A 21564-nucleotide genomic window follows, 5' to 3' on the forward strand; every position below is an offset into this window, starting at 1 on the left:
TCAGCGGCGCCGCAGCTGCCGGATCAGCAGGATGGCCAGCAGGCTCAATGCCAGCGCAACCACCAATGGAATTGGCGAGCTGCCCGACGGCGGCACGGCAGGTTCACTGCTGACTGGCTTGGCGTCTTCTATGGTTGACTTTGCTTGCGCCGCAGCATCTTTCGCGGCAGCCGCCAAGTCTCCGTTGGTTTCTATGCGCTGCTGCAGGTCGAGCGGCGGCTCGGGGGGCTTGGGTGGTGCCGGGGCAGGGCTCTCGGCTTTTTCTGGCGCTTTCTTGGCCGGCGCCTTTTTGGCGGGCGCTTTCTTCGCCGGTGCCTTTTTCGCGGGCGCCTTTTTGGCGGGCGGGCTGGCCGCCTTCTTCGCGTGTTTGGCGGGCGGCTTCTTGGCCGGAGGTGTCGATTCGCCTTCAGGTTCCGAATTGGGTTGATCCTGCGGGTCTGCCATGCGGCCGCTCCTTTACAGCTTTCTCACGTCTTTGTATTTCACACCTGATTCACCGGGTCCCATCATGCCAGGAGGTGCCCGGACCGTTCGGTGCCCAGGGCTGGTCAGCGCCTGCGACGCACCTCCCATAGCGCCGCCGCGCCGACGGCTGCCACGGTTATCGCCACAAACGGCCAGACCGGTGTGTTGTCGCCGGTGTCGGGCTGGGCCGCTGCCGGGCCCGGGGTGCCGGTCCCCGATACCGTCAGCCGAAATCCCCACGACCCGGACACCGGATGCCCATCCGCCGAGGTCACCCGGTAATTCACCGTGTAGCTGCCGGCCGGTCCCAGCGGCCGCACGTTGACGCTGACGACGGCACCCTGCACGTTGGGATCTCCCGACGACCACAAGTGGGCGTCGGGTCCGACGACCGTCATCGCGGCGAAGTCGGGTTGCAATTGCTCGTTGAAGGTGGCGCTCACGCGGTCCGGGCCGGCGGTGAGCACCGCGCCGTCGGCCGGTTCGCTGGACACGCGTGTGGCGTGGGCGGAGGCGACTTGCGCGGTCAGAAGCGCAGCCAAGGTCATGGCGGCCAGGAACAGGCCGAGCCGCGCGAGAACTCTGACCCGGCTCATGCTCGCCTGCGCAGGAACACGAGGCAGATACCCAGTCCGGCAACGACCAGGGCCGCCGCACCCAGCAGCCGCGCGGTGTTGTCGGGCGATGACGTCGGACCGGCCGCATTCGGGTGGTGACGGTCTGCGGGTGCCGCCGTCAGCGCCAGCATGGGCACCGGATGCTCCGGCTCAGCTCCGCCGGACGCGGGCGGCTGATCCCATTCCACGGTCGACCCGTCGGCGTAGGTCTGGGTGACCGGGAAACTGACGGTGTCGGTGTTGGGCAGCCGCAGCGATATCCGGAACAACCCGAACTGATCCGGTTCGATCCCGCCGTTGGGCACGGCGGTCCAGGTAACCGACCGGACGGTGCCGGCCGCGGCGTCGCGGTCCAGCGTTGCCGTCCACCCGGGGATGGACTCGGTACGGGCAGCCGCGACATTCGGGAGAAGCACCTTCAGCCCGGTGGTGGCGGCGCCCGTGTTGGACTCGTTGGGGACCTGAAAGGTGACGGTTGCCATGCCGCCCCGCACGGTGTTGTCGCCGCTGGCATGGACATGCGCCCAGGCCGACGGAGTACCCGCACCAAGCCAGAGCGCGGCTAGCACGGCTGCACCGCTGGCGATGCCCGCCATGCGCGAAATCCACCTGTTGCCAAGGGACATGTCAGCCCAGCCCGAGCCGGGCCATCAGATCGGCTTCGATGCCGTCGAGTTGTGATGAGATCGCTGAGTGGGCCGCCCGGCGGCGCGCGGCCGGCATGTGCTCCGCTGCGGTGATGGCGGCCGAGAGATCGCTCAGCCGTTCGCTGACCGCCGCCGCGAACTGCTTGGTTTCGGCGTCGTTGGGTTTCTTCTCCTGCACCAGCCGCAGCGACTGCTCCGACCCGGCAATGCGGGCCGACAGCCGGGCGCCGTGCCCGGAGAACTGGCCGATCTGGGCCAATGGAATGCCGAGCTGATTCGCTCGCCGTTGGTCGATCAGCGCACGGGCAGCGATGGCGGCACGGTAGATCACCGGGGTGAGGATCGGCGCGAGCAGCCGCGACACCGTCAGCACCCGGCGGATCCGCGTCGGTGAGAACAGCTTTCCCTCGCGGGCGGTCTTGAGTTGGGCCTCGGCGACTTTCAGCGCTGCCTTGTCGCTTTCCTGCAGGGCCCTGATCCGCGCCCGGAGAGCCTTGTCGTCGGCGCGCCGGGCCGCCTTCATGCGACGCCTCTCGTTCTTGGCGGCCAGCTTCGCCTCGAGCTTGGCGCGGGCCTTGATCGCGCGTGCTTCGGCGCGTCGCGTCGCACGGCTCTTTCGCTTGCGGAACAGGCCCATTCCCGGACGCCTCCCGGTATCTCGTGGACTATCGCGGTGCGGGTACGCGATCGTTGTGCCAACCCTAAACGGCGCAGGGTGTGGACGGTCCGCCAGGTCAGGATCGACCCGGTGAGGAGACTGACGAGACGCTCAGGCGCTCAGGCTCTCCGCACGGCGCAGTTCCTCGACGCGTTCGGCAAGGTCTTCCTGGGCCTTGGGAGAGAGCTCGGCGGCCTTCATCGCGATGCGACGCACGTTCTCGTCACGCATCGTCGCCAACCACGCCAGCTCCTTGTCGAGCTTTTCGTAGTACTCGTCATCGGTGAAGTAGGCGGGTTTGATCCGGAAGAAGTTGGCGAGGGCCGTCATCGTCGCTGCCGAAGGATTGGTGCGGTTGCCCGAACGTAGCTGCGAGAGGTACGGAGCCGACATCGTGACGCCCTCAGCCTTGAGCGCCGCGATGACCTCTGCGGAGGTGTGCGGCCCGCGTCCGGGTGGATAAACGGTGTCGAATAGGCGGTTCAGGCGGGCAGCGAACGTCGTGCTCATCGATATGACCTCCACCGGGGCTGAAGAGGGAACGGCTATCAACATGTATTTGCTGACCATGGTAGCGACTGTTGCGTCCACAAACCAAGTGCAAACCCGGCCGGATTTGGCTCCGGCGTTGACAGCGGTGTGCGACACCGCCCCTGCAGAGCATCCAACCAACCTGGCCCGGTGTCCATAATCCGAACAGAATTCACAGGTTATCCGAAGAATCCGGCTCGGCGACTCAAGCAGTCTTTCAGCTTTTTCGGCTTTGGGGAATGGTCAGAACGGGGTGTGGCGAGGCGATGCGCGCGTCGCTGGGCAACCAGTGGACGACGACGACGCATCCAGGAACTCATTTGCTGTCCGGGCACCCGTCGGCCGTGGATGACAACCTGCTGGCGCACGACGGCCGATACTCACATTTGAGATACCTCTGAAAAATATTTGGAAGCGGCCGAGCGGCCAACCGGGAGGTGAGGCGGCTACTGGCGCGGCAATGCCACGCCAGCCGGGGTGTTGCCGCGATGTTCTATGCCGGTTTCACGCACCGCTGCCGAGTTTGCGCCGGCGGGAGGCTGACCGCCCTGGGGAATCGCGCTAGGCGGCTAGCAGCATCGCCAGAATCGCGGTATCGGGATGGCTGATCGGATCGACTCCGACGCGGCTGACCATAGACGTGATGGTGCCGTCGGCTTCCGCCTCCACCCAGGCCGCGCGGTGCTCCAAGCCCAGATACGGCAATCCCGGCAGCAGGACGCAGCCCGATGCTGCGCCTGTGCATTCCGGCAACGACGGTGTGGTCTCCGACGGTGGGTGCAACATCAGCAGAGCGGGAGGCTGATGGTCAGCGAAATAACCCGGCGGAATCGCCGAATCACCGAAGACGGTGCCTTCGGCCAGGACCAGACCAACGGTGTCCGGCTGCGGCTCGTCGGGCAACTCCTCGCGGGCACCGAACACGGTTGTGGTGGACAGCAAGCCGGGTAGCGATGCGACCCGAACCGCAACCATCAATAGCTGGGCCCATTCTTTGGTCGAATCGGGCCAGCGTCCGGAGATCACGAACCCTTTCAGGGCACCACGAGAATGAAAAGGAGCAACCCCTATGGGCCGGCTTGATCCTGCATCCATCTCGCCCTCCGTGACGCCTTCATCCGAAGTAACCACGCCGGTAGCTCGAATAAACCTAATCCCGAATAATTAAGCATGCGCGGGGTTTTGGCGCCTCGCAAGCCGACACGGCCTCCGCGTGCCCGCGGTCACAAAGTCCAAATATTGAGCGGGAAAACAGTGAGGGCGCCGCGCGATCCGCGCGACGCCCTCACCGACCGGAAAAACTCAGCCGAATATCAATCCGTGGGTTTTCGAAGTGGCTGCTTCGTACCGCGATTGCACGTCCGCCCAGTTGACGACATTCCAGAATGCTTTGACGTAGTCCGCCTTGACATTCTTGTACTGCAGGTAGAAGGCGTGCTCCCACATGTCGACCTGCAGCAGGGGAATGATGCCGAGCGGGACATTGGCCTGCTGGTCATAGAGTTGGAAAGTCAGCAGCCTTTCCCCGAGAGTGTCGTATCCCAATACGGCCCAACCCGACCCCTGCAATCCGTTGGCCGCGGCGCTGAATTGCGCGCGGAATTTGTCGAATGACCCGAATTGGTCGTCGATGGCAGCCGCCAGATCGCCGGTCGGTTTGTCACCGCCGTCCGGCGACAGGTTCTTCCACCAGATGGAGTGGTTGACGTGACCGCCGAGATGGAAGGCCAAATTCTTTTCGTTCTGGAAGATCGCAGAGTGGTCTTCCTTCGCGCGCGCCTCTTCAAGCTTGGCGACGGCGTCGTTCACGCCCTTGACATAGGTGGCGTGATGCTTGGTGTGGTGGATCTCGTTGATCTGACCGGAGATGTGTGGTTCCAGTGCTGCGTAGTCCCAGTCCAAGTCGGGCAGGGTGTATTCAGCCACGGCATTCCTTCCTTCGATGATCGTTGGTGATCGCCTGAAGCGTCTTTCGCGCGGGTTCCGCCGTGGGGCGGCCTAGCGTAACCAACCCTGCTCCATGACCGCCCGCGCCGCAAGGATGACCGCTAGAGAGCGGTTTCTGAAACGCCGCGAACGGCATGAACCCACTACAGAACGATGAGCAGAAGGATGGCGAGCAACGCCAGAGCGATGAGGCCGGCGCGCAACGCGGCGATGCCGTAAGCGTGGCTCCACGCGGGCGAGCCCGAATACGGGTTCGACGAGGCCGTCGTTCCCCGACCGAACGGATGCATGGCCATCAAACGCCTTTCACCTGGACGTTCACTTCCTAGTAGTGAGGTGAGTCACAACCGACTCCAGTGACCGCGATCATAACCCGTTGTAATGGTGTAGCGAAATCTGTCCGAAAACAACGCTCTCAGCAGGGCTTTCATGCCTCTCGTGACCCGCGCGGGACCAATGCGGGCCGGGGAAGGGTGCCGGCCACGAGTCGATCGTGGGTGCGTTCGCTAGCGGAACTATCCATTCGCTCGGACACCTGTTTGGTTGTCAATGGGCACGCGTAAAACAGCCTCGGTTATCCACACGGCGAACCTGGCTACCGGGTAGAGGCTGTATCAATGAGGCCGAGTACCCAGAGGACCGTTGTGCATAAACCTGTGGAAACTGTGGATAGCCCTAGGTTGCTGTGTGGTACCGCGGGCCGTTGAGACGGCCCCGATCGTCGTCAGCGTTAGGCTGGTCCGGTGATCCAGGTGTGCTCCCAGTGCGGCACCCGGTGGAACGTCCGGGAAAAGCGTCGCGAGTGGTGCCCCCGTTGCCGCGGGGCGCTGATGGCGCCGCTGCCGAGCGCGCCGGGCGCCGACCCGCGGTGGAGCACCAGTGCTGGTCAGCCCACTGCGGCGGCGCCGGCAGTCACCCGGCCCGGCGCCACTGCCTCCAGGCCCGCGGGTTGGCAACGCACACCGCCCCGCTTGCTGCCGGGGTTCCGCTGGATCGCGGTGCGGCCCGGTGCCGCGCCGCCGCCACGGCGCGTGCGACGGCCCCTCGGTCCCACCCCGCACTATGCCGTGATTCCGCGCTGGGGCCTGGCGGACCGCCCACATGTGGGGGACCAGGCCGCCGCGCCGGCCGAAGGACCTGGCGCGCAGGGGCCCTCCCCGGCGACCGTGCGCACCACGCTGTTCCTGGGCGTGTTGGTGCTGGGCATCGTCGCGCTGGTGTACGTCGTGCGGTATGTGGTGCTGATCGTCAACCGCAGCATGTTGCTGAATTCGCTGGTGGCGCTGGCCGTGGACTGGCTTGGCATCCTGGCCAGTGTGGCAGCGGTCGCGACCGCGATCCTGTGCGCCGTGACACTGATTCGGTGGCTGATTGCGCGCCGCGCTGCCGCATTCAAACACCACGGTCTGCCGGATCAGCGCTCGGCCCGGGCGCTGTGGGCCGGATGTCTGATCCCGCTGGTCAACCTGTTCTGGGCGCCGGTGTACGTGATCGAGCTGGCCACTGTCGAGGACCACTATCACCGGCTGCAAAGACCGATCGTCCAGTGGTGGATCGTGTGGATTGTCAGCAACGTGGTCTCGTTCTTCGCCATCTTCACCAGCCTGGCCACCGACGCGCAGGGCATCGCTAACAACACCGCGTGGATGGTGTTCGCCTACCTGTTCGCGGCCGCCGCCGTGGCCGCGGTCGCCCGAGTCTTCGAAGGGTTCGAACTCAAGCCGATCGAACGCCCGGCGCATCGCTGGGTTGTGGTGGGTTCAGACGGTCCCGCCCGATCCAGCGGCGGATCTGCCGCCCCGGTTGAGATGGACGGGCAGGAACCGGCAGCATAGGCGTATGACGTGGGCCGACGAGGTGCTCACCGGGCACCCCTTCGTGGTCGCCCACCGCGGAGCTTCGGCGAGCCTGCCCGAACATACGTTGGCGGCCTACGACCTTGCCCTCAAAGAGGGCGCCGACGGTGTCGAATGCGACGTGCGGCTGACCCGCGACGGCCACCTAGTGTGCGTGCATGACCGGCGGCTCGACCGGACGTCGACCGGCGACGGGGTGGTCAGTACCAAGACCCTCGCCCAGATGCGCGAACTCGAATACGGCGAATGGCACGGCAGCTGGCGCCCGGACGGCACGCACGGCGACACCAGCCTGCTGACGCTCGACGCCCTGGTAGCGCTGGTGCTGGACTGGCGCCGGCCGGTGAAGATCTTCATCGAGACCAAGCATCCGGTCCGGTACGGCTCGCTGGTGGAAACCAAGCTGCTGGCGCTGCTGCATCGCTTCGGCATCGCCGCGCCCGCCTCGGCGGACAGGTCCCGGGCGGTGGTGATGTCGTTTTCCGCCGCTGCGGTCTGGCGGATTCGACGAGCCGCACCGCTGCTGCCGACCGTGCTGCTCGGCAAGACGGGTCGCTACCTGGCCAGCAGTGCGGCCACCGCCGTCGGCGCCACTGCCGTCGGGCCCTGGCTGCCCGCGCTTCGGGAGTACCCGCAGTTGGTGGATCGTGCACTGGCCCAGGGTCGCTCGGTGTATTGCTGGAACGTCGACGAGTACGACGACATCGACTTCTGCCGGGAAATCGGTGTGGCCTGGATTGCCACCAACTATCCAGGGCGTACCAAAGCCTGGTTGGAGGACGGTCGCGCGATCGACGATCGCCGCTAGCCCCATGGCGGCGACCCGCCGCGCCCGGCTTCGCCGCGCTTGCGATCGCCGCTAGACCGACAGGCGGCCTCCGGCGGCGCGTGGCGCGGCCACCGCGCTGGGTGCCGAGCCGACCTCGCGGGCGACGAAATTTTCCAGGTCGAACAGGTTGGCTCCGGCGCGGTCGGCTACCCGCAGCAGGGTGCTCATCAACGCCATCTCTTCGACCTGCTCCTGCAGGAACCACTGCATGAACTGCTCGCCGAGGTAGTCGCCCTCGTCGCGGGCCACCGCAGCCAGCCGGCTGACCTGTTCTGTGACCGTGCGCTCCTGGTCGAGGGCCAGCGCCAAAGCGTCGCGGGCCCGGTCGAACTGGTTGCGCACCGCGTCGGCTCCCGAGATCTCAACGCGGACGCCGCGGTCGATCAGATGCTGCACCAGCATCATCGCGTGATTACGTTCCTCGACCGCTTGGCTGTAAAAATGCTTCGCCAATCGCGGTAGATCGGAACTATCGAAATAAACGGCGATCGCCACATATTGCTGTGCGGCCGTGAATTCGTTGTGAATCTGTTCTTGCAGTAATGCGAAGAATTTCGACTTGGGACCGTCATATTCGCTCATGAAAGCGAGATTACTGCAGGTGAGAGGTGGTCGCAACGAAGGTATTACTTACTCAGGAAAGCTTTTCCTAAGTCGCGACGCTAAAATATGGGGAGTCTTGCCTAACTAAAGCAAGCCTTCGTTTAGCCGAATTAGATTGCCGATATCAGTGAACGGGCGCACAGGAATAGCCCGGACCGCGCCGCCGTCGCAGACTCGACACCCCCGCGCGCGCCGTCAGCCCGCTACCCTGCCGCTACTTGTCGGTGTTGGGCACCCGCGCATCTGCGGCCAGGGCGGCGAACAACTTGCGGGCCGCGTCGTGGTCCCACACCACCACCGAGCCGACATCGCTCTCGGTGAACTCCCCGATGGGAACCGTCACCGGGGTGGTGGTGCCGTGCAGAGCCCAGCCGAGCCGGGCGAGATCCCACACGTGGTCGCCCCGGTCGACGGTCAGAGCATCCGCAACCGCACGGGGCACCGAGTACCAGCGCCTTGGATCCAGCCACACCGCGGGACTTGCCGCGCGGTGCAACAGCGCCGACATGAACTGCCGCTGGTTGACCATGCGGTCCAGATCCGCCCGCGCAGTGGCTCGGCTCCGGACGTAACCCAACGCGTTGCGGCCGCTCAGTCTCTGGCAACCGGCGGGCAGGTTGATGCCGGCCAGCGGATCGTTGATCGGTTCGTTCGGGCATAAGGTCACCCCGCCGAGCGCGTCGACCAGGGCGGGGAACCCGCCGAATCCGATTTCGGCATAGTGCTCGATGCGCAGCCCGGTTGCCTGCTCCACCGTTTGGGTCAACAGGGTCGCGCCGCCCATGGCAAATGCGGCGTTGATTTTGTCTTTCCCGTGACCGGGGATCGGCACGTACGAGTCGCGGGGTATGGACACCATCGTCGGTGGGGTGTCGGAATCCAGGCCGGGGATATGCACCAACAGCATCGTGTCGGTACGGGTGTTGCCGACGTCGCCGCCGGTGGCCAGTTCGTTCTGCTGCTCGGCGGTGAGACCCTCCCTGCTGTCTGAACCGACGATCAGCCAATTCGTGCCGTGGCCGGCCGCGGGCCGATCGGCGTAGTCGGCCAGCACCGGCTGGCGGTGCAGCGACGTCTCGAGCCACGCTGCCACGGCGACGATGCCCAGACCCGCAAGCAGCGGAGTGATCAGCAGCGTCAGCACCAGCAGGCGGGCCCAGCGGCGGTAGTCGCGCTTGTGCCACCGCGGCGATACCGGTCGCGCCCCGCGACCCCGTCGCGCAACAGGGGCAGCGGAGGCCACGGGCGATGGGCGATGTATTGGCGCTGTGGGCTCGGACTGCGATGGCGGAGAGCCGCTGTGACGGCGAATGACCGGCGACGGCTCGACTTGCATGCGCGGCGGCGGGCGATGCTGCCGCGGCAAATGCGGTGATCGGTCACCGGTCACCCGGATAACCTACGTGGTCAGGCGCTATCGGCGCACGCAGCCAAATTGCGAACGCGGGCTATCGGCGGGCCCGCAGCCCGTTCAGAAACGGGCACCCCATCAGGACCCGGATTGCCTGGCTCAACCCGGTCATGTCGTCGACCGGCTTGTGAAACGGCAGCCGGACGTCGTGGTCGCCGTCACTGCCTTCGACGCGGAACCGCACGCCATAGCGGTCGAGACCCAAGGGTCGGACCTGTCCGCGGCGCAGCGGTGTCGGCAGCTTCGACACCAGTCGCGCGACCACGTCGTCGTGGGCGGTGGTCAGGTGCCAGAGCAACGTCGATTCGACCTCGCAGAACGGGTCGGGCCGGGCTGCCAGCAGGTCTGCCGCGCTGACGGGTTCGGCGCCGGTGGCGTCGGTGACGACCACGGAGGCGATTTCCAGCCGCACGAGTACGTAGGGCGTTTCCTCCGGACAGGACAACACCGATAGCGGCGTCTCGATCTGCAGCAGCGCCGGGTTGGGATCCTCGCTGGCAATCAGGTCCAAAAGCCCGGGCACCGCGTCCAACGGAATATTTTGGAGACCTCCACGCACCCATACCAGCGAACGAACCGGCTCTCGCATCGGCAGCGGCGCATAGTCGGTCAGCTCCAGCATCGCCTGCGATCCGGACAGCTCGCCGCGATCGGCTGGCACAGCTATGGCGAACGATCCATCGCAGAGCAGATGGTGCAGGGGAGTGGCCACCGGCTCCTGGCCGTCGATGGCCAGCAACGCGCTGCCGGCACGGGCACAGGCGCTGCGAATGCGTTCTGCGGTCGTCGGCGCGGGGGCTGTGTCCGGTAACACCATTACCTCCTTGAATTAGGTAAGCCTAAGTTAACTTGCGGCGCGATGAACCGCAAGGCTTGGCGGATGGTCGCTCGCCGTTAGGGTTGTCGTGTGCCCCGCATCGCGTACCTCGGTCCGGAAGGGACCTTTACCGAGGCGGCCCTGCTGCAGATGACCGCTGCGGGCATGATTCCCTCGGGCGGGCCGGATACGGTGCGGCCGATACCGATCGAGAGCACCCCGGCCGCGTTGGCCGCTGTCCGTGACGGCAGCGCCGACTACGCGTGCGTGCCGATCGAGAACTCGATCGACGGATCGGTGATGCCCACTTTGGACAGCTTGGCCATCGGATCGCCACTGCAAGTGTTCGCCGAAACAACGCTGGACGTGGCGTTCAGCATCGTCGTCAAACCTGGGTACACCGCCGCTGACGTGGCCACGTTGGCCGCCTTTCCGGTCGCAGCGGCTCAGGTGCGGCGGTGGCTGGCAACCCATCTGCCAGATGCCGAGCTGCGGCCGGCCTATTCCAACGCCGAGGCGGCGCGACAGGTCGTCGACGGTCAGGTCGACGCCGCGGTCACGTCGCCGCTGGCCGCAACGCACTACCGGCTGGAGACGCTGGCAAACGACGTCGTCGACGAAGCGAACGCCTGCACCCGATTCGTCCTGGTGGGGCTCCCCGGGCCGCCGCCGCCCCGCACCGGAGCCGATCGCACGTCGGCGGTGCTGCGCATCGACAACGTACCGGGAGCGCTGCTGGCGGCGCTCGCCGAATTCGGCATTCGCGGTATTGACCTGACCCGGATCGAATCACGGCCCACCCGAACAGAACTCGGCACTTACCTGTTCTTCGTCGACTGCGTCGGCCACATCGACGACGGCCTGGTCGCCGAGGCACTCATGGCGCTGTACCGCCGTTGTGCCGATGTGCGATACCTGGGGTCCTGGCCGATGGGACGCGCCGCAGGCGCCCACCCGCCACCGGCCGAGGACGCGTCGAACTGGCTGGAGCGGTTGCGGACCGGCAAATCCGAGTTGGGTGCCGACGAAGGATCAGGGCCATGAGCGGCCGGTTGGTGCTGCTGCGGCACGGCCAGTCCTACGGCAACGTCGATCGCAGGTTGGACACCCGCCCTCCGGGCAGTCCGCTGACACCGTTGGGCCGCGATCAGGCCTTGGCGTTCGCGCTGGGCTTTGGCAAACCGGCGATGCTCGCGCATTCGGTGGCCCTGCGGGCGTCGGAGACGGCAGCAGTGATCGGTGGGCAAATCGGCCTGACGGCCCAAGAGGTCGAGGACATTCACGAGGTGCAGGTCGGCAGCCTGGAGAACCGTAACGATGACGAAGCTGTCGCCGAGTTCAATGCCGTCTACGAGCGCTGGCATCACGGTGAGCTCGATGTGCCGCTGCCCGGCGGCGAGACCGGGGACGAGGTGCTGGACCGCTATCTGCCGGTGGTCACCGACCTGCGGATGCGCTACCTCGACGACCAGGACTGGAACGGCGACATCGTCGTCGTCAGCCACGGCGCGGTGATCCGGCTGGCCGCTGCGGTACTGGCCGGGGTGGACGCCAACTTCGCGCTGGACAACCATCTGGGCAACGCGGAGTCGGTGGTGCTGTCGCCGATCACAGACGGGCGATGGAGTTGTGTGCGGTGGGGATCGCTGACGCCGCCGTTCTACCCGAAGCCCGATTCCAGTGCGGTCGCCGACGCCGTGGCGTCCAGCAGTGACCCGATGGGCTGAGTCAGCCGGCCAGCGCGACCGATTCGGCGGCGCATCCGCAGCCGACCGCATCACAGTCGACGACGAACGCGTGCGGCAACAGCTCGGGACTCACACACCCCGGCTCGGTGCACTCCGAGCGGCCCAGTAAGCGGCCCACAGAATGACGAATGATGGTGCCGTGGCAATGGTCCAAGCCCGCCCGGCACTCGCGGCAGCCCATGCTCATACGAGCGTTCATAGCACCGGCGGCGGACAAATCCGTGCTGCCGCGCCGGATGATCCCGCACGTCTGCCGTACTCCGATAGTGCATCAACCACACACGCGGCGGCAGAATGCCTCCGCCGGTTAACCCCAGCCCAACTCGTCCAGCCGGTCGTCGTCGATGCCGAAGTGGTGGGCGATTTCATGGATCACCGTGACCGCGACCTGTTCGACGACCTCGTCTTCGCAGGAACAGACGTCTAGCAGCGCCTCGCGATAGATGGTGATGGCGTCCGGCAGCGCTCCGGCGTAGTCGGAGTTGCGCTCGGTCAACGCCACCCCTTCGTACAGCCCAAGCAGGTCGTGCTCTTCCGGATGGCGGTCGGCGACCAGGACCACGACGTTGTCCATCGAGTCGGTCAACTCGGGCGGAATCAGGTCGAGTGCGTCGGAAACCAGCTCGTCGAACCGTTGCGGGTCCATCCGCACGGCCATGCCGCTACCCCGGCGGAGGCTCGGCGGGCGCGGCCGGTGGCGGCGCTTCCGGCGCCGGCGCGGCTGGCGGTGGGCCGCCCTCGGGCGCGGGCGGGGCCGCCGGCGGCGGGTTGGCCTGAGATGGCGGCGGGTTGGCCTGAGATGGCGGCGGGTTGGCCTGAGATGGCGGCGACGCCGGCTGTCCGGGCAGGTGCTGATTGCCGGGCGGGGTCGTCGGCGCCGGAGCGCTGGGCTGCTGGGAAGTTGGCGCCTGGGCCGGTATGGGCGGCAGCGTGAGCCGCTCCTCGGGAATGTCCGGCGGCGGCACCGGCGCCTGGCCGTTGATCAGCAGCGGTCCCTTGGCGCTGTTGAGCAGGGTCGCCCAGCCGCCGTTGCCCAGGGTCGCACCAACGCTGCAGGCGACGGCGCGGCTGCCCGCCGACCAGCTGGCCATCGACACGGTCGGATAGATCAGCGTGAGCGTGGTGGTGCGCAATTTGATCGGCGCGAGGTAGGCGTCGGTCATCTTGGTGCAGGTGTCTTTGATGAACCCGTCCTGGTCGGCCTCGGCGGGCAGCCCATTCGGGAACTTCTCGGCCAGGTTGACCGTGCCCGTGACCTCCATGGCGTGCGGTGCGGCACAGTCGACGGGAACGTCGATCGGCTGGTTGGTTGCCGAGTCGATGCCCAGGCAGGTTCCGGCGGGCCACACCTTGGACTGGTCGATGTCGGCGACCTTGCCCTTATAGGCGACCTGCTGGTTGTTGGCGCCGGGCAACTGCAGGCCGCACAGGATGCGGCGATCACCGGACTGGCGCCAGGCGCGGTCGCCGGACCACAGCAGGCTCACGGTGAACTTGCTGTTGGGATCGAACTTGGGTCCGAGGTAATTGCGCACCGCCGACTCGCACTGCTCCTGGGTGATCTGCTGGATGCGAGCGGGCGAGGGAGGAGCGGCGGTGGGTCCGTACTCCGAGCCCGGAAAGGTCCGCATGTCGACGGACTCGGCGACCTCGAACCGGTGCTCGTCTGCGCAGTTCACTATCGTCGCGGAATCCGGCGCGCCTTCCGGCCACATCAGGCAGTTGCCGCTGGTCGCGCGACCGAAGGCGGGGTTGGTCTTACCGCCGGTGCTGGGGACGGGGTTGTTGTCCATGTAACTGGTCAGCCGGCCGGAGCCGGTGGCGACCGATGGAAGGGCGGTGACCAGCCCGGCGATCATCAGGCCGCCGAGCGCGGTGAGAAGCAGTGCCCGCCTGGTGGCTACCGGCGCCAACGTGCGCGGCCAGTGAAACCCGCCCAGCGGCTGCTCGGCCTCTTCGGCGGGCGGCTCTGGTGCGGGCGGGCTGGCTTCGGGAACTTCGTCCCCGGGGTCCTCGGGCTTCTCCGACATCGGCTCCATTCTGACAGGGGGCGTCAAAACGCGTTACCCCTGTTGCAGATGTGATGCATTAACGGGCGTCCGGAGCGCCAACAGTAATCTTGTCGCGGTGATCGACCTGAAGTTGCTCCGGGAAGACCCCGACGCGGTTCGTCGTTCCCAGCTCAGCCGTGGAGAAGACCCGGCGTTGGTGGATGCGCTGCTCGCGGCCGACTCCAACCGCCGGGCAGCGATATCGGCCGCCGACGCCCTGCGTGGCGAACAGAAAGCTGCCAGTAAGAGCGTCGGCGCGGCGTCGGCCGATGAGCGCCCCGCGCTGCTGCAACGCGCCAAGGAACTCGCCGGGCAGGTCAAGGCCGCAGAAGCCGCGCAGGCCGAAGCCGAGGAGGCGTTCACCGCGGCGCACATGGCCATCTCGAACGTCATCCTGGACGGGGTGCCTGCCGGCGGGGAGGACGACTTCGCGGTCCTCGACATCGTTGGCGAACCGCCGCAATTGCGCGACCCGAAGGATCATTTGGAGCTCGGCGAATCGCTGGGCCTCATCGACATGCAGCGTGGCGCGAAGGTGTCCGGCTCGCGGTTCTACTTTCTGACCGGCCGCGGCGCGCTGCTGCAGCTGGGCTTGTTGCAGCTGGCGCTGCAGCTGGCCGTCGAGAACGGCTTCGTCCCGATGATCCCGCCGGTGCTGGTGCGTCCTGAGGTGATGTCCGGCACCGGATTCCTGGGCGCACACGCCGAGGAGGTGTACCGGGTGGAAGCCGACGACCTCTATCTGGTGGGCACCTCCGAGGTGCCGCTGGCCGGCTATCACTCCGACGAAATCCTCGACCTCTCCGCCGGACCGCTGCGGTACGCCGGGTGGTCGTCCTGTTTCCGGCGCGAGGCCGGCAGCTACGGCAAGGACACTCGCGGGATCATCCGGGTGCACCAGTTCGACAAGGTGGAGGGGTTCGTCTACTGCGAGCCGGCCCACGCTGAATCCGAACACCAACACCTGCTGGGCTGGCAGCGCGAGATGCTGGCACGCATCGAGGTGCCGTATCGGGTAATCGACATCGCCGCAGGCGATCTCGGCTCGTCGGCCGCTCGCAAGTTCGACTGCGAGGCGTGGGTTCCGACTCAGGGAACCTATCGCGAACTGACGTCGACGTCGAACTGCACCACGTTTCAAGCGCGCCGCTTGGCGACCCGTTACCGCGATGCCAACGGCAAGCCGCAAACCGCGGCCACCCTCAACGGCACGCTGGGCACGACCCGGTGGTTGGTGTCGATCCTGGAGAACCACCAGCAGCCCGACGGCAGCGTCCGGGTGCCCGCGGCGCTGGTGCCGTTCGTCGGTACTGAGTTGCTGGAGCCGGCCTAGCCGGGACCGCACCAGTCGCATCAGTCCCTCTGCAATGTGATAGCACGGGCGCTATACGGCCTGCCTTCTGGTATCGGAGTGACACGTGTGACGAGGGCGGCAGAATCGTCAGTCGACTGACCTCCCGAGATACGCCATCAATCGGGTAGTCGGCGAGCAGTCCGTCGGCGCGCGTTGGGCCGGTCCGAAGCCGCCCGGGCGACGCAGCACAGCTTCCGGTACCGACTCCACAAGCCCTTGGGAGAGGGCAAGCAGATCCTCGGGCAGCTCGACCGACCGGCCTTGCGAGCGATGAATGTCCCAGCTGTGTAAGGCCAAATCCGCAACTGGGTACATCAGCGCTCGTCGCAGCGGCACCTCGCCCTCCGGAGAGGTCCGCATCGCGTCCAGGTCGGCTGTGGGCAGAGCATCCCGGAGCTTCGCCGCAAGCTCACGCAGGCGTCCCACCGGGTCAGCGCAAATCCAGTCGGCAGGCTGGGATGGGCCATCCCAGAGGTTTCCGTCTTCGACGAGCATGACGATCTTCGTTGCACTGCCGGTTGCATGGCCGACCAGGTCGCGCAGGCTCCACTCAGCTAGGTTCGACGGGTCGTCCCAGCTTCCCTGCGGAATCTGACTCGTCGCGTCGATCAGCAGGTCAATCGCGTCGACGGCCATCAAGTCGATCTGTGTAGTCATGCCGTTGTTCATGACCGAATCGTAGGGACCGGGTGTGACACCGCAGATAGGACTTTCAGCAGCCGGTGGCTGATCGAAGTGTTTGACAGGCCTGATGCATCCGCGCCGGAGACAAGCGAGTGATTTGGCGTCGGAGGGCGGCGCGCGGCAACGTATGAATGTTGTCGAAATTGACGACGCAATCGCTTGGCACGCGGTCGTCGGCAGCGGTCAGTTCCAGCTCGGATACCAATCCCCTGCGAGTGCGGGTCAATGCTGCTACGACGACCGCGCCGATCCGGTCAGCAACCGGGTCTCTCGTGAGGATGAGCACTGGCCGGTCACCGCCGGGGGTCGCGGCGAACCACAGTTCACCGCGCCGCATCGGCCCAGTCGGCCCAATCCTCGGCGGGCCCCCACTCGGCGATCTCGGCCAGGGCCTGCTCATCGTCCGTCATCGGTTGCTCGGCATACGCGCGCACATCTTGGTCTGCCGTCAGCTCCGCCAGGTGCCGGTGCAATGCCTCGCGGAGCAGCTCAGACCGGTCGATGTGAAGCCGACGCGCCCACTGCTCGACTGCGGCTGCATCCCTGTCGTCGACACGAAAGCTAAGCATTGTCATACACCAATTCTAGACCGTATGACACCGCGCTGATTGCGCTCTGCGGTTCTGTCGAAAGTACGCGCGGTGGCCTGCAGCCTAGGCGTTTACTGTCGGCGCCGGCACAGCTCCGGCTTTCTCGTGACGGCGCTGTCGTTCCATGGTGGCGAAGTAGAACGCAAACGGGAACGCGAAGCTGGTGAAGAAGCTGGACGCGAAGAACAGCCACGGTCGCCGGATGCCGCGCCGAAGTCCGTCGACGATCGTAAACGCAGGCATCAGAATGACATTCGCGATGATGTAGTCCTGGTTGCCCGAACCACACGCCGGGTTGGCGAACTGCTCGCGCAGGAAAGTGGGATAGCTGGCCGGCCCCGAGATCAGATTTCCCTGGCCGTGCGCGTCGAGCACGAAGTGGACGTTGAACCAGTACCCCAACGCGATCGAGGCGATGCCGGCGGCGTAGTACACGCATTCCAGCGGCGACAACCACGGCCCGCCTTGGGGTTTCGCGTAGATCTGCCGATTCGATGCGATGATCCCGCCGAGGCAGGCGAGCCCGAGCAAGAAGTGGATGACGATCGAAACCATGGGCGCAGTCTCGCCCCACAGCCAAAGTTTTGTCAATATTGACAGAACAATCTGGAGGTACCTTACTGCCATGGTCCGGCCGGCTCAGACGGCGCGCAGCGAGCGCACCCGGGAGGCGCTGCGTCAGGCAGCGGTGGTGCGATTCCTGGCACAGGGTGTCGAGAACACCTCCGCCGAGCAGATCTCGGCGGACGCCGGCGTCTCGCTGCGCACCTTTTATCGGCACTTCCGTTCCAAGCACGATCTGTTGTTTGCCGACTACACCGGGCTGAACTGGTTTCGCGCGGCGCTGGAGGCCCGGCCTGCCGACGAGCCGGTGATCGAGTCGGTGCAGTCAGCCATCTTCGCCTTTCCGTATGACGTTGAAGCCGTTACGAAAATCGCCGCTCTACGCGGCGCTGAGATCGACCAGGACCGGCTGACCCGGCATATTCGCGATGTGCAGGCCGACCTCGCCGATGCCATTCAGGCGCAGCTGCATCGGCGTAGCTGCACAGTTGACCGCAAGCCCGACGCCGAGCTCCGCATGGTGGTGATCGCGCGTTGCATCGCGGCCGCGATCTTCGGAGCCATGGAGGCCTGGATGGTCGGCAACGACCGGTCGCTCGGTGAGTTGGCCCGGATGAGCCACGTGGCGTTGGAATCGCTGCGGGCCGGCATCCCGGACACGTGGGCCACCTGGACGGGACCAGTTTCGTCATAATTGACAAAACTTTCGGTCCGTGCCAGCCTCCATCCGGGAGGTGAAGCATGCCTGAATACGACGCAATAGTCATCGGCGCGGGGCACAACGGGCTGACCGCGGCGGTGCTGCTGCAGCAGGCCGGGCTGCGGACGCTGTGCCTGGACTCCAAGCTCTACGCCGGGGGGATGGCCTCCACGGTTGAGCTGTTTGACGGGTACAAGTTCGAGATCGCCGGCTCGGTGCAGTTCCCGACATCGGCGGTCGTCATCGAGGCGCTGGGGCTGGACACGCTGCCGACGGTCGACTTGGAGGTGATGTCGGTAGCGCTGCGCGGCGTCGGTGACAATCCGCTGGTCCAATATACCGACCCGATGAGGATGTTCAGCCACCTCAACGAGGTGCACGGGGCGGACGCCGTCACCGGGATGGCGGGTCTGCTGGCCTGGAGCCAGGCGCCGACGCGGGCGCTGGGCCGGTTCGAGGCCGGTACTCTGCCCAAGACCCTCGACGAGATGTATGCCTGCGCCACAAACGAATTCGAGCGCTCGGCCATCGATGACATGCTGTTCGGCTCGGTCAGCGACGTATTGGACCGCTATTTCCCGGACCGCGAGAAGCACGCCGCCATACGGGGTTCGATGACCGTGCTGGCCGTCAACACCATCTACCGCGGCCCGGGCACCCCGGGCAGCGCGGCCGCGCTCGCGTTCGGCCTCGGCATTCCCGACGGCGACTTCGTGCAGATGAAGAAACTGCGCGGCGGCATCGGCGCGCTCACCGCGCATCTGTGCCGACGGCTGGAAAGCGACGGCGGGGAAGTCCGGTTGCGCACCAAGGCGACCGAAATTCTGGTCGCCGACGGCAAGGTCGACGGCGTGCGCACCGAGGCGGGCGAGACCCTGACCGCTCCGATCGTCGTGTCCGGCATTGCGCCGGACATCACGCTGAACGAGTTGATCGACCCGTCGGCGCTGCCGGCCGAGGTTCGCGAGCGCTATTCGCGCATCGACCACCGCGGCAGCTACCTGCAGATGCACTTCGCCCTCGACGAAGCGCCGGAGTTCATCGCACCGTACGAGGCGCTCAACGACCCGTCCATGCAGGCGTCGATAGGCATCTTCTGTACCCCGGAAGAAGTCCAGCAGCAGTGGGAGGATTGCCGACGCGGCATCGTGCCGGCCGATCCGACCCTTGTGCTGCAGATCCCCTCGGTGCACGACCCGGATCTGGCTCCCGCGGGCAAGCATGCCGCGTCGGCGTTCGGGATGTGGTTCCCGATCGAAGGCAATGCGGATTACGGGCAGGCGAAGGTGGAAATGGGCCAGCGGGTGATCGACAAAATCACCCGGCTGGCACCGAACTTCGAACGCAGCATCATCCGGCACACCACCTTTACCCCCAAACACATGGGGGTGATGTTCGGGGCGCCGGGTGGCGACTATTGCCACGGCCTGCTGCACCCCGACCAGATCGGGCAGAACCGACCCGGACCGAAAGGCTATATCGGACAGCCGATCCCGGTCGACGGGCTATACCTGGGCAGCGCCGGATGCCACGGCGGACCCGGAATCACCTTCATCCCCGGCTACAACGCCGCCCATCAGGCGCTCGCCGACCGCAGCCGCTAACCGCGCTGACTCAGGAGCTCGTCGAGCAGCGCGGTGAACTCGTCCGGGCGTTCCGGTGTAAAGGCCGGACGCCACCGGCTGCCCGGCACGTCCAGGGTGATCAAGGTCGAACGCAACGGACGGTGTATGTCCAGCGGCAGCCAGCGACGGAAATCCGAAGTGCCCCAGACGCGAAACCGTTGCATGAACAGGCCGAGCGATTCGGCTTTGTAGCCTCGGATCGCGTCCAGCGCGATAACCTTCGCCGTGCCGTCGGGAAAGTGGTAGCGGCGCAAGGTAACCGCTTCGCGATCCAGCTGGACCAGCCCGTCGTCGTAAATCTCAGTCATGCCCGCGAACTCCGCAACTCGTGACCTCGTGAGGTCAGGCACCGTCCGTCGTCCAACCGCCACTGCCAACCGTGCAGGTTACAGGTCAAGGTATTGCCCTCCACCACACCGAATTTCGACAAATCGGCTTTGAGGTGGGGGCAGCGGCGCTGAATTTCCCAGCCGTCCAGGACGATCGACGCGGAGTCGTCATGGGTCTCGGCGAACCAGCCGTCGGCGTAGGCGATCCGTTCGTCGGTCAGGCACTTGAAGAACGTGTACAGGTATTCGTTGTAGCCGCCCACCCGCCAGGCCCGGAACCGGGTGGACAAGAAGATGGTGTTGACCCAGTCCGGTTCCTGATCGCGCAGCACGGTACGCACCAGCTCCGGAGCTACCGCGAACCCGTAGCGCACCTTTTCGTCGGGAATCCGTTCGCGCACAGCGCGTTTCGGAAAGTCCAGCACTATAGTCTCAGGTCCGATCACTAGTTCGACGGGATAGCCGATGCCGTCGCAGATCTCGTCACTCTGCAACATGATCGGTTCGAACAACGCGCGCAGCGGCTCCAGCAGCGGCTCACCGGTGGCCGGCGCCCAACTCGCGCGTTCGGCCGCGAGCACCGGCGCCATCCGGTCGGCATAGTCGGCGATATACGCCGCCTTACCCGTGGTGAAGATGGCCTCTACCGCTTCGGTGGGCAGCGGATGGCGCAGCGAATTCAACGTCGTGCCAATGAAGTCGGCGGTCGACCCGGGCATCATCAGCAGGCCACGGTCGTGACCGTGCGCGCGCATCTGGTCCAGGAACACCATCTGGTCGGGAAAGATATTGGCCGGGTCATCGCTGTCGTCGTTCAGGTGGCGCAACTCGGGGTCCAAGAAGCATGGCGGTCCCGCCGACGGCACCACCCAGGTCGCGCCCACCTGCGCGATGTACTGGCGGGCCCGGTCCATCTGGCGCTGGCGTTTCTGGGTGGCGAAAGCCTCCTTGGCGCGGGCGGGCATGTCGTAGACCATCGGGTACCAGATCGCCCCGGAGTACTGCAGCAGATGTACGTCGACGTGACCGAACTGGGACGTCAACGGCTCCAGATCGACCGGGCGGGCATCGTTCATGTTGAAAACCGTTGTGGCGCCGTCGGATACCACCAAAGCCGAGTCGCCGATCGGGCCGTCGGCCGGGGCGCGCAGCGCGATGACCATGACGTCGAGGTCACCTCCGGGCCCGCCGATCCGGCGCTTGACCGAATTGGTGGTTTCGAAGAACCGGTGAAACCCTAACTTCTCCAACTCATTTCGCAGGTCGGGCACCGGAAAGTCGGGCAGCAGCACCATCGCGTCCTTGTTGACGTGCGCGGTGAGCAGTCTTGCGTCGAAGTGATCCTTGTGCAGGTGCGAGACGTACAGGTAGTCGCAGTCGCCCAGCTTGTCCCAATCCAGTGTGCTGTTGTCCGGGAACGGAAACCAGGACGCGAAGTAGGCCGGGTTGACCCACGGGTCGCACAGGATGCTGCCCGCCTGGGTCTGGATCAGAAAGCCTGCGTGGCCGACGCTCGTGACCTGCACAAATACCTTTCG

27 protein-coding genes are annotated in these 21564 nt (G+C 65.9%); 7 read left to right on the plus strand and 20 right to left on the minus strand.

From position 1 onward, the window contains the following. The 8 genes from A9W99_RS19800 to A9W99_RS26875 form a co-directional block, all read right to left on the minus strand. Positions 1-444, minus strand: coding sequence for a nucleoid-structuring protein H-NS (locus tag A9W99_RS19800; RefSeq protein WP_067382056.1), 444 nt, complete (start codon positions 442-444; stop codon positions 1-3). 104 nt (positions 445-548) lie between these two features. Further along, positions 549-1061 carry a copper resistance CopC family protein gene (locus A9W99_RS19805; RefSeq protein WP_067382058.1) on the minus strand — a complete coding sequence of 171 codons (513 nt, stop codon included), beginning with the start codon at positions 1059-1061 and terminating at the stop codon, positions 549-551. Beyond that, on the minus strand, positions 1058-1708 hold the full coding sequence (locus tag A9W99_RS19810) for a YcnI family protein (RefSeq protein ID WP_067382060.1): 651 nt from the start codon (positions 1706-1708) through the stop codon (positions 1058-1060). Before A9W99_RS19810 ends, A9W99_RS19805 begins: the two co-directional genes overlap by 4 nt. Position 1709: 1 nt before the next feature. Next, on the minus strand, positions 1710-2366 hold the full coding sequence (locus A9W99_RS19815; protein WP_067382063.1) for a DUF6474 family protein: 657 nt from the start codon (positions 2364-2366) through the stop codon (positions 1710-1712). A 132-nt stretch (positions 2367-2498) separates the two neighbouring features. Continuing rightward, the gene (locus A9W99_RS19820; RefSeq protein ID WP_067232813.1) at positions 2499-2897 is read right to left on the minus strand and encodes a helix-turn-helix transcriptional regulator; all 399 of its coding nucleotides are present in this window, start codon (positions 2895-2897) and stop codon (positions 2499-2501) included. A 582-nt stretch (positions 2898-3479) separates the two neighbouring features. Beyond that, positions 3480-4013 (minus strand): peptidase, encoded by a 534-nt coding sequence (locus tag A9W99_RS19825; RefSeq protein ID WP_067382066.1) that lies wholly within the window; start codon positions 4011-4013, stop codon positions 3480-3482. 207 nt (positions 4014-4220) lie between these two features. Continuing rightward, positions 4221-4844 (minus strand): superoxide dismutase, encoded by a 624-nt coding sequence (locus tag A9W99_RS19830; RefSeq protein ID WP_067382069.1) that lies wholly within the window; start codon positions 4842-4844, stop codon positions 4221-4223. Positions 4845-5008: 164 nt separating this feature from the next. Then, positions 5009-5161 carry a hypothetical protein gene (locus A9W99_RS26875; RefSeq protein ID WP_172828916.1) on the minus strand — a complete coding sequence of 51 codons (153 nt, stop codon included), beginning with the start codon at positions 5159-5161 and terminating at the stop codon, positions 5009-5011. 447 nt (positions 5162-5608) lie between these two features. Between A9W99_RS26875 and A9W99_RS19835 the strand changes: the two genes are divergently transcribed. Both A9W99_RS19835 and A9W99_RS19840 read left to right on the plus strand, forming a co-directional pair. Next, a complete protein-coding gene (locus A9W99_RS19835) occupies positions 5609-6700 on the plus strand; it encodes a DUF4328 domain-containing protein (protein WP_067382072.1) in 1092 nt (363 codons plus the stop codon). A 4-nt stretch (positions 6701-6704) separates the two neighbouring features. After that, entirely contained in the window at positions 6705-7529 is an 825-nt protein-coding gene (locus A9W99_RS19840) for a glycerophosphodiester phosphodiesterase (protein ID WP_067382074.1), read from the plus strand. Positions 7530-7580: 51 nt separating this feature from the next. On the opposite strand, the gene A9W99_RS19845 is transcribed toward A9W99_RS19840, so the two are convergent. From A9W99_RS19845 to A9W99_RS19855, 3 genes are all read right to left on the minus strand, one after another. Continuing rightward, positions 7581-8132: a ferritin gene (locus tag A9W99_RS19845; protein ID WP_067382077.1), complete on the minus strand. Its 552-nt coding sequence runs from the start codon at positions 8130-8132 to the stop codon at positions 7581-7583. A 235-nt stretch (positions 8133-8367) separates the two neighbouring features. Continuing rightward, positions 8368-9543, minus strand: a complete 1176-nt coding sequence (locus tag A9W99_RS19850; RefSeq protein ID WP_253870094.1) for an LCP family protein — start codon at positions 9541-9543, stop codon at positions 8368-8370. A 58-nt stretch (positions 9544-9601) separates the two neighbouring features. Next, positions 9602-10381: a DUF2470 domain-containing protein gene (locus A9W99_RS19855; protein WP_067382080.1), complete on the minus strand. Its 780-nt coding sequence runs from the start codon at positions 10379-10381 to the stop codon at positions 9602-9604. Between the two features lie 90 nt (positions 10382-10471). On the opposite strand from A9W99_RS19855, the gene pheA reads away from it, so the two are divergent. Together pheA and A9W99_RS19865 are read left to right on the plus strand one after the other, a co-directional pair. Then, positions 10472-11425, plus strand: coding sequence for a prephenate dehydratase (pheA, locus tag A9W99_RS19860; protein ID WP_067382083.1), 954 nt, complete (start codon positions 10472-10474; stop codon positions 11423-11425). Further along, positions 11422-12108: a histidine phosphatase family protein gene (locus A9W99_RS19865; protein WP_067382086.1), complete on the plus strand. Its 687-nt coding sequence runs from the start codon at positions 11422-11424 to the stop codon at positions 12106-12108. Before pheA ends, A9W99_RS19865 begins: the two co-directional genes overlap by 4 nt. 1 nt (position 12109) lies before the next feature. Here the strand turns inward: A9W99_RS19865 and A9W99_RS19870 are convergent, their stop codons facing one another. The 3 genes from A9W99_RS19870 to A9W99_RS19880 all read right to left on the minus strand — a co-directional run bounded on the left by A9W99_RS19870 (position 12110) and on the right by A9W99_RS19880 (position 14168). Next, a complete protein-coding gene (locus tag A9W99_RS19870; RefSeq protein WP_067382089.1) occupies positions 12110-12316 on the minus strand; it encodes a hypothetical protein in 207 nt (68 codons plus the stop codon). Positions 12317-12436: 120 nt separating this feature from the next. Continuing rightward, positions 12437-12787 carry a metallopeptidase family protein gene (locus tag A9W99_RS19875; protein ID WP_067382092.1) on the minus strand — a complete coding sequence of 117 codons (351 nt, stop codon included), beginning with the start codon at positions 12785-12787 and terminating at the stop codon, positions 12437-12439. Between the two features lie 4 nt (positions 12788-12791). Then, entirely contained in the window at positions 12792-14168 is a 1377-nt protein-coding gene (locus tag A9W99_RS19880) for a septum formation family protein (RefSeq protein ID WP_067382094.1), read from the minus strand. Between the two features lie 88 nt (positions 14169-14256). On the opposite strand from A9W99_RS19880, the gene serS reads away from it, so the two are divergent. Next, a complete protein-coding gene (serS, locus tag A9W99_RS19885) occupies positions 14257-15513 on the plus strand; it encodes a serine--tRNA ligase (protein WP_067382097.1) in 1257 nt (418 codons plus the stop codon). Between the two features lie 108 nt (positions 15514-15621). Here the strand turns inward: serS and A9W99_RS19890 are convergent, their stop codons facing one another. The 4 genes from A9W99_RS19890 to A9W99_RS19905 form a co-directional block, all read right to left on the minus strand. Continuing rightward, positions 15622-16203 carry a TIGR03086 family metal-binding protein gene (locus tag A9W99_RS19890; protein ID WP_156623200.1) on the minus strand — a complete coding sequence of 194 codons (582 nt, stop codon included), beginning with the start codon at positions 16201-16203 and terminating at the stop codon, positions 15622-15624. A gap of 43 nt (positions 16204-16246) precedes the next feature. Further along, on the minus strand, positions 16247-16555 hold the full coding sequence (locus A9W99_RS19895) for a type II toxin-antitoxin system PemK/MazF family toxin (protein WP_067382100.1): 309 nt from the start codon (positions 16553-16555) through the stop codon (positions 16247-16249). Then, positions 16542-16787 carry a ribbon-helix-helix protein, CopG family gene (locus A9W99_RS19900; protein ID WP_156623203.1) on the minus strand — a complete coding sequence of 82 codons (246 nt, stop codon included), beginning with the start codon at positions 16785-16787 and terminating at the stop codon, positions 16542-16544. Before A9W99_RS19900 ends, A9W99_RS19895 begins: the two co-directional genes overlap by 14 nt. Positions 16788-16871: 84 nt before the next feature. Continuing rightward, positions 16872-17363 carry a DUF2834 domain-containing protein gene (locus tag A9W99_RS19905; protein WP_067382106.1) on the minus strand — a complete coding sequence of 164 codons (492 nt, stop codon included), beginning with the start codon at positions 17361-17363 and terminating at the stop codon, positions 16872-16874. Positions 17364-17433: 70 nt separating this feature from the next. Between A9W99_RS19905 and A9W99_RS19910 the strand changes: the two genes are divergently transcribed. Together A9W99_RS19910 and A9W99_RS19915 are read left to right on the plus strand one after the other, a co-directional pair. Then, positions 17434-18066 (plus strand): TetR/AcrR family transcriptional regulator, encoded by a 633-nt coding sequence (locus tag A9W99_RS19910; RefSeq protein WP_067382110.1) that lies wholly within the window; start codon positions 17434-17436, stop codon positions 18064-18066. A 47-nt stretch (positions 18067-18113) separates the two neighbouring features. Further along, the gene (locus A9W99_RS19915; protein ID WP_067382113.1) at positions 18114-19676 is read left to right on the plus strand and encodes an NAD(P)/FAD-dependent oxidoreductase; all 1563 of its coding nucleotides are present in this window, start codon (positions 18114-18116) and stop codon (positions 19674-19676) included. Here A9W99_RS19915 and A9W99_RS19920 read toward each other — a convergent pair. Further along, positions 19673-20005 carry a hypothetical protein gene (locus tag A9W99_RS19920; protein WP_067382116.1) on the minus strand — a complete coding sequence of 111 codons (333 nt, stop codon included), beginning with the start codon at positions 20003-20005 and terminating at the stop codon, positions 19673-19675. The genes A9W99_RS19915 and A9W99_RS19920 overlap by 4 nt on opposite strands. After that, positions 20002-21552: an MBL fold metallo-hydrolase gene (locus tag A9W99_RS19925; protein ID WP_067382119.1), complete on the minus strand. Its 1551-nt coding sequence runs from the start codon at positions 21550-21552 to the stop codon at positions 20002-20004. The genes A9W99_RS19920 and A9W99_RS19925 overlap by 4 nt, the downstream gene beginning before the upstream one ends. Between the last annotated feature and the right edge of the window lie 12 nt (positions 21553-21564).

The organism is Mycobacterium sp. 1164966.3, from assembly GCF_001665395.1.
GTDB lineage: Bacteria > Actinomycetota > Actinomycetes > Mycobacteriales > Mycobacteriaceae > Mycobacterium.